The sequence below is a fragment of the Flavobacterium sp. 9AF genome (assembly GCF_902506265.1).
Taxonomy (GTDB): Bacteria; Bacteroidota; Bacteroidia; order Flavobacteriales; family Flavobacteriaceae; genus Flavobacterium.
On the sequence record NZ_LR733568.1, the window covers coordinates 1 to 7630 of the forward strand.

The window sequence follows — 7630 nt, forward strand, 5'->3', positions numbered from 1 at the left end:
ACATATAACCTTTATAGTCAGTAATAAAATTAGGATTAAAAGGATAAATATGATAGTTTGACTGTGCAACATTTTTTTTTAAACTATCTATTTTATTTTGAACCAACATCCATTCTAAATCATTTTCATTTTTGGGAGTTGCAAAAAAAACATTTGTCTTCACAACATAAAAAATTAGTTGTAGAAGTATAACCAAAATAAACAATAAAAAAATCCCACTTCTATGCTCAGTTGAAAATAGAAAGTAGGATTTCAAATTTTTTATTTGCTTTTTCAAAACAAATTATTTCAAATTCTTATTATTTAAAGAATTATTTTTCATTTTGTCTTACGATTTCATCATCATTTTCGCTAAATGAATCTGGTTCCTGTTTCGGAGGAATCGTTAATACTTTATAGAAAAAATAACCTGCAAAAACAATCACTATTCCTTGTGAAACTAACATTGTTATTAAAGCTTCTGTATTCATCTTTAGTGTTTTTTATATTATAAAGTTGCTCTATTTTCTTTTACTCTTTTTTTATAAGCGAAATAAACTATAATACTTATAAAAACAAAAAGAGACAATAACAAGATTCTTCCAATAAATTTATATAATGTATTATTTGTAAAACTTCCCTTAGCAATAACATCGCTAGGCTTCACAAGATCTCCTTTTTTTACTACAATATTTTGATTTCTTTCTACATCAAACTTATATTCTTTAAAGTTTTTAAAAGTTATCATTTTAACTTTTTTTGTTTCTTTATCAAAAACTTTTTTTTCATCATCAAATGAAAATTTGATTACACTATCATTAGCTTCTTCAACTAAACCTGCTTTTACACCCGAGGATTCAAAATTTTCTGCATAAAATTCACTTGCAAACCATTCTTTATTGTTTGTATCAGCATCTTTAACTTTATCAATCCAATCTGGAACACTCGAAACAAGTACCCAACCAAGTAATAGAGGAGTAATTATTAAAATTACGTATTTATAAAAATTAGGAATTTTAATATCTGCACCTTGATTAAGTTCGGCCCAACCTTTCTTAATACCAAAAATATAAGAAAATAATATCGTTTCTAAAAATGCAAATACAACTAAACTTACTGTACCTGCCCAATAATCATATTGATCAAATAGTCCTTCATTATAAAAAATAACAGTAGGCAACCCCATTAAAAGTACCAAAGCACCAAATGACCAAGCTCCTTTGTTCTTTTCCCATCCAAATTCATCTTTCATAAAGCCCATCCAAGGCGTCCCCATAGCTAAAGAAGAAGTTATTCCTGCAAAAAATAACAATCCAAACCAACATACCCCAGCTACTACTGCTAAAGCACTACCCCATTGTTGAAATAAATAAGGCATAGTTTGAAAAGCCATACCAAAACCAGCGTTTTGAATTACCCAATCCAATCCTAAATAACCTGCTGCAATAGGAATAACAATCAAGCTACCTAAGACTACCTCCACAAACTCGTTCATAAAACCTGCCGAAACAGAATTTAATGCAATATCATCTCTCGATTTAAGATAAGAAGCATAACAATGAATAGTTCCCATACCTACGGAAAGAGTAAAGAAAATTTGACCTGCCGCCGCTAACCAAACCTTAGGACTAGTAAGTGAATCAAATTGCGGTGTCCACAAAAAGTTCAATCCATCCCAAGCGTTAGCATCAGGAAAAATATCTGAAGCCCCAGAAGTTCCTAAAGTCAACCCTCTAACAGCTAAAACCACCCCGAATAATATTAACAAAGGCATTCCAATTTTTGCCACTTTTTCAATACCTCCAAGTCCTTTTGAAAGAATATAGGTATTTAACAGTAAACAAATAATATAAAAAATAACCGCTTCATAAGGAATTCCAGTAGTAGATTCTGTTACATTTGTATAAGATTGAAAAAAGTTTGCCACATCCGCTTGACTCATATCATTAAATGTACCTACTACAGAGTGATAAACATATGAAATTGTCCATGACTCGATATAACAATAATAAGCAGCAACAGCTATATTGGTAAAAATCCCAAAAACTCCAATATATTTCCATATTCTCCCTTTTGCCATTGTGTCTAATATATATGGAGTACTATGATTTCCATAACGACCTCCAAAACGACCTGAAGACCATTCTATGAATAACAATGGAATACCCATTACTAAAAAACAAACTAAATAAGGAATAATAAATGCTCCACCTCCATTTTGAACAGCTTGTACAGGAAAACGAAGGAAATTTCCTAATCCTACAGCATTTCCTGCCATTGCTAATATGAGTCCTACCCTAGAACCCCATGATTCTGATTTTGTTGACATATTTTTTTATTGGTTGTTAATTTTTCAAAGATAAGAAAAGTATCCAAAAAACAAAGAACACTTAAGCTTTTGACAATCAGTATTCATAAATCAAACACCGAAGAACGCTTTGTATAAATCATGTCTTTTAACTTTAATAAAAAAGCTAATGTGAGATAAAACCCAAAACCTAAACCAGCTGTAACAAAGGATATATATATGAAAAATAATCTCACATTAGTAGCTCTCATTCCTAATTTATCTGCTAATCTAGTGGCTACAAAGAAACCGTGTTTTTCAAAAAAGTGTAGTATTTTATACATTTTACTTTAATAATTTATTCAAATATAATTAATTCTTAATTAAGTTTATTCCAATAGTACATTCTAAACATTTATTGTTATCACAATAGTTTTTTTTTAGATGTAATAAGCTTTGTGATTCTAATGCTGATTCAGAAATTACTCCAAAATATTCGAATTGATTTATAATTTTATTCTTTTCTGACTTCAACTGTCTTAGCAAAGCTAAAATAGCTTCCGAATTATCTTTTCCTAAATAATTAGAATAAGTAAATTGAATAGGAATAATAGTATTAATAATTAGTAGATCTATAAATTCTTTCGTTAATCTCTTTTTTCTAATTGAGCTTCTTTTATCAAAATTATAATGATAATCCCAATATACACCTGCTACAACGTTAAACATATTATAAAATGAATCACAATCTTTAATTGAGATACAATATTCAAAAAGGTTAGGAATTGAATGATATAAAGCGGCTAATTGTGATAATCTTATCGTTGGAAAATTGTCGGGTCGTAGTTTATAAAATTGCAAATCTTCAAAAACGTTATTTTTTAATTGATATTTTTCTTTTAGAAAAAACCATTTCTTTTTCAATATTTGAAAATAACTATCCTCATTATCTTGTTCAAGTAAATTTGTAATACCATAAAATAAAGCTTCTAAATTTTCTTCATTTTCCTTTTCCTTTCTTATAACACTAAAAGGGATTATTTTAGCCATTTTTAAAAATACATCTCCATTTGTATTCAATCCAAAATTTTTAGCTAACAAACAAAATAAAACACTATCCCAATCGTTTTTAGTTTCTTCTAACAAGTTATAAATTAATTTAGATTTTGTTTCTACTCTTTCAAAAAATAGACGTTCCATCCAATTATTAAATATAAAAGAATCTATAGATGTAATTTGATTTTCACAGTTTATCCATGATTTCTTTTTTGATAAATAAGTATAATTGAGATAATCATTTGAATTTACATATTGCTTTAATTCTAAAATAGGAATTTCTGAATTATCTTTTCGATATACCTCCATATCGTATTCCCAAACTACATGTAAGATAACATTGTCGTATTTTTCATCTTTTTCATGATGATGTAGATACCAATCTGATGACTTAACATGAATTTCAATATTTCCGGCCCATTTTTGGTTTCCTAATATAATTTGTGCATTAAAAAAATCGGGGCCTGCAGTTTGCAAATAGTGTCCAAAATGGAGAATTTGAAGATTTTCTCCTTTAATGGTTTTGAGATGATTTACATTTAGTTTTTTGTATAACCAAACGTAATGTAAGAAGTCTTCTTTCATTGTATAAGGCGTATAAAAATATTTTTGGCATATATAAAGGACAAATATACATAAAAAACAAGAACCTGCAAATCATTAATTTACAGGTTCTTGTCTTTTACATATTTTTAAAGATTATTTTATAGAACTGATAACATCATGTTTCGTAATAATATGATATTTACCATTTTCTAATTCAACCAGAACAGCTTGATTGTCTTTATTAATTAATTTAGACACATCTTCAATAGGAGTATTTGCTTTCACTATAGGAAAAGGTTTGCCCATAACATCTTTTATAGGTTTATCAGCGATATTTTTATCTTCAATATAACTTCTAAACAAATCTGTTTCATCTAAACTACCTACAAAACCAGTAGTATCTACAACAGGAATCTGTGAGATTTTATATTTTTTTAGACGTTCAATAGCATGAGAAACTAATTCTTCGGTACGAACAACAATTAAAGGTTTATCTTGATGTTCTTTGATCAAATCGATAGCTTTGGTCACTTCTTCTTCTAAGAAACCTCTTTCACGCATCCAATCGTCATTAAACATTTTACCCACATATCTACTACCAGAATCATGAAATAAAACAACTACCACATCTTCTGGTTTAAAATGTTCTTTTAACTGAAGCACTCCTTTTATTGCAGCTCCGGCAGAATTACCTACAAAAATGCCTTCTTCTAAAGCTAACTTACGTGTATAAACAGCAGCATCTTTATCCGTTACTTTTGTAAAACCGTCAATTAATGAAAAATCTACATTTTTTGGCAAGATATCTTCTCCAATACCTTCTGTAATGTAAGAATAGATTTCGTTCTCGTCGAAAATTCCAGTTTCATGATATTTTTTAAAAACAGAACCATAGGTATCTATTCCCCAAACTTTTACATTAGGATTTCTTTCTTTTAAATATTTAGCTACACCCGAAATAGTTCCTCCTGTACCAACACCAACTACAAAATGTGTAATTTTACCTTCTGTTTGTTCCCAAATTTCTGGAGCTGTTTGTTCATAATGTGCAATCGCATTACTTGGGTTATCGTATTGATTTACATACCAAGCATTTTCAGTTTCAGATGCTAAACGTTTTGACACCGAATAATACGAACGCGGATCGGTAGGTTCTACATCGGTAGGACAAACTACTACTTTTGCACCCACCGCTCTAAGAATATCCATTTTTTCTTTGGATTGTTTATCTGAGATAACACATATTAATTTATATCCTTTTACGATGGCTGCTAATGCTAATCCCATACCTGTATTTCCAGAAGTTCCTTCTATAATTGTACCTCCTGGCTTTAATCTCCCGTCGGCTTCTGCATCTTCAATCATTTTTACAGCCATTCTGTCTTTTACAGAATTTCCTGGATTAAAAGTTTCCACTTTAGCTAAGACTAAAGCCTCTATTTCCTGTGTTAATTTGTTGATTTTTACTAAAGGTGTATTACCAATTGTTTCTAGTATGTTTTTAGCGAATTTCATTTTATTCTATAAATATTGTTTGCAAAGATAGTGTGAATATTATGAATACAAAAATGAAAATGAATAGCTTAGTAACCCTGATGGAAGCGATAGCTTCTTAAACTTGTTTAAGAACTAAAGCGTACAGCAGGAATAAGGATGACAAGGAAGCAACAGTCTTTCGTTACCGATTAACTAAAGAAATTCCAAACGATACCAAAACGCACAATAAAGTCTCGATAAGGATAATTTGGAGCTGAATAAAAATTATAACCTGTCATGGATGAGTTGAAATGTTCTGCTTTTAAGAACAATCTCGCTTGCCTTACTTTTGCATTTATAAAAAAATCAAACATTGGAAAACCACCAATCTTAGTTTCATTTTGAACATAAAACTCACCTAATAAAGGATTATAATCATTTGCATAATATTTAGTGAAATAGTTAAAAACTATTCCTGTTTGTATAAACATTGCTTTTTTGAAAACATGTTCAGAAAAATATAATGAATTTCTAGTTACGAATTGAGGCACATTTAAGGTATTATCTGCATTTACAACGTTTTGATATAAGATTGTATTATCTAATCCAAACTTCCAAACCTTAATATCTTTACTCGCTTTAACTGAAGTGTAAGTTATAGTATTTAAATTTTGAAAAGGTTGTACTTTGAGAGAGGTAATATCATTATTTACATTATCAAAATACAAATAATCGTCTAAAACTATAAATTCTCCTTCTAAATTAATCCATTTTGTATTAGCTAATAATTTAAATTGATTTCTTTTTTCATTGCTAAAATTATTTACCCAATTATAATTTACATAACTACTCTGGTATAAGCTATAATTTAAATTAGGTAAACTTGATATTTTTTGATATTGAAATTGAAATTGATAATCATCATTAATTGTATAATCAAAAGTGGCTTGAACATTTGAAACGGCTTGCTTTGTTATAGCATTTGTTACTAACAGATTTGCTTTAAAATTAGATCCAAAATAAGTATAATTTCCTCCTATGCTATTGATTCTATCGTTTATTGCATTTGGCACTAGTGTATTACCCGAATTATCAAAGACAATGCTTTTATAAAAATAATTATAGGCATTATCATCTATAAAGAAAATTAATTCACCATATTTTTTTGTAGTAAAGCCAACACCTATTTTATTATACAAGTGATTATATCTCGTTTTATTATTTACACCATTTGAATAAGAACTACCAAATCTTGAATTAGCGGTTTTTTGTTCAAAATTAAAAAACTTATATTCATGATTAAATTGATGATAAAACACCAAACTATTTGGATTCTCTTTATTAAGTTTAAAAGAATGATCTACAAAAAAACGATTCCCTTTAAGTAGTGAAGTAGCGTCGTTAAAATAAACATCCAAACGTTCTCTTTCATTAAATGGAGGTTCGCTTAATTCAAATTTGTCCAAATCTTTTATTCCTCCATTCTCTTGATTTGAAATATCTTGTCCGGTAAAATGTGCATTAAGAATATATCTTTTATCTTTAGTAAAATAACTTGATGTGAACCTAAAATTTCCTGAACTTGAAATATTGTTTATATATTTTCCTATAGAACGTAGTCCTTTGTAAGCAATTGAAAAATTAAGATTTGGCTTTGTATTTACTGTTAAAAAGGCATCTAGTGATTGTCCTTGTTCCATAACCGTTTTAAAATACATATCACTTAAAGGTGTTGGAACATTATAATATTTTACATCATTAACTTCTAAATAATTAAAATGCTTTCCCGTAAAACCCATATTAGGCATTACTTGCTTATTCACTAATGAATATTGTAACGTATTATATGTATGTCCTTCGTTTGCAAAAGGCAAAAGTCCAAAAATATCTTTTCGTAAAAGATTAAATTTATATTCCTTCTTTATAGATAAAGTAGTATCTACATAAGTTGTATCTTTTTGAAGTGTATAGATTTTATATAAATCGATTGGTGGTTTTTCAGTCTGAACTTTCTTCTCAGGATTAAAGACCCTAGTAGAATCCAAAACAGTGTTATCTAAATTACTTGCTCTTTTTTGGGAATAAGTTGAAAACACAATTAAAAATAAAGAAATAATCAGATTTTTTTTCATCTTAAATAAATATAGGCAAATGTAAAAGAAAATTAGGGAATAAAAAAAGACCTACTATGTAGTAGGTCTTAAATATTTTATAATTTTTTTAATTTTTCACAAACTTTTTATTGATACTTTTTTCTTTAGAATACAATTTTATATAATATATACC

General features: G+C 28.4%; 6 protein-coding genes. All 6 read right to left on the reverse strand.

Annotated elements, in window-relative coordinates:
• Positions 1 to 311: 311 nt before the first annotated feature.
• Entirely contained in the window at positions 312 to 470 is a 159-nt protein-coding gene (locus HALO113_RS14885; RefSeq protein ID WP_201297666.1) for a hypothetical protein, read from the reverse strand.
• Positions 471 to 487: 17 nt separating this feature from the next.
• The gene (locus HALO113_RS14890) at positions 488 to 2308 is read right to left on the reverse strand and encodes a sodium-dependent transporter (protein WP_159779883.1); all 1821 of its coding nucleotides are present in this window, start codon (positions 2306 to 2308) and stop codon (positions 488 to 490) included.
• Between the two features lie 83 nt (positions 2309 to 2391).
• Positions 2392 to 2610 (reverse strand): PspC domain-containing protein, encoded by a 219-nt coding sequence (locus HALO113_RS14895; protein WP_130736420.1) that lies wholly within the window; start codon positions 2608 to 2610, stop codon positions 2392 to 2394.
• 28 nt (positions 2611 to 2638) lie between these two features.
• Entirely contained in the window at positions 2639 to 3907 is a 1269-nt protein-coding gene (locus tag HALO113_RS14900) for a DUF2851 family protein (RefSeq protein ID WP_159779884.1), read from the reverse strand.
• A gap of 114 nt (positions 3908 to 4021) precedes the next feature.
• Positions 4022 to 5383, reverse strand: a complete 1362-nt coding sequence (locus tag HALO113_RS14905) for a pyridoxal-phosphate dependent enzyme (protein ID WP_159779885.1) — start codon at positions 5381 to 5383, stop codon at positions 4022 to 4024.
• Between the two features lie 170 nt (positions 5384 to 5553).
• Complete coding sequence (locus HALO113_RS14910; RefSeq protein WP_159779886.1) at positions 5554 to 7476, reverse strand: putative porin; 1923 nt, start codon at positions 7474 to 7476, stop codon at positions 5554 to 5556.
• Between the last annotated feature and the right edge of the window lie 154 nt (positions 7477 to 7630).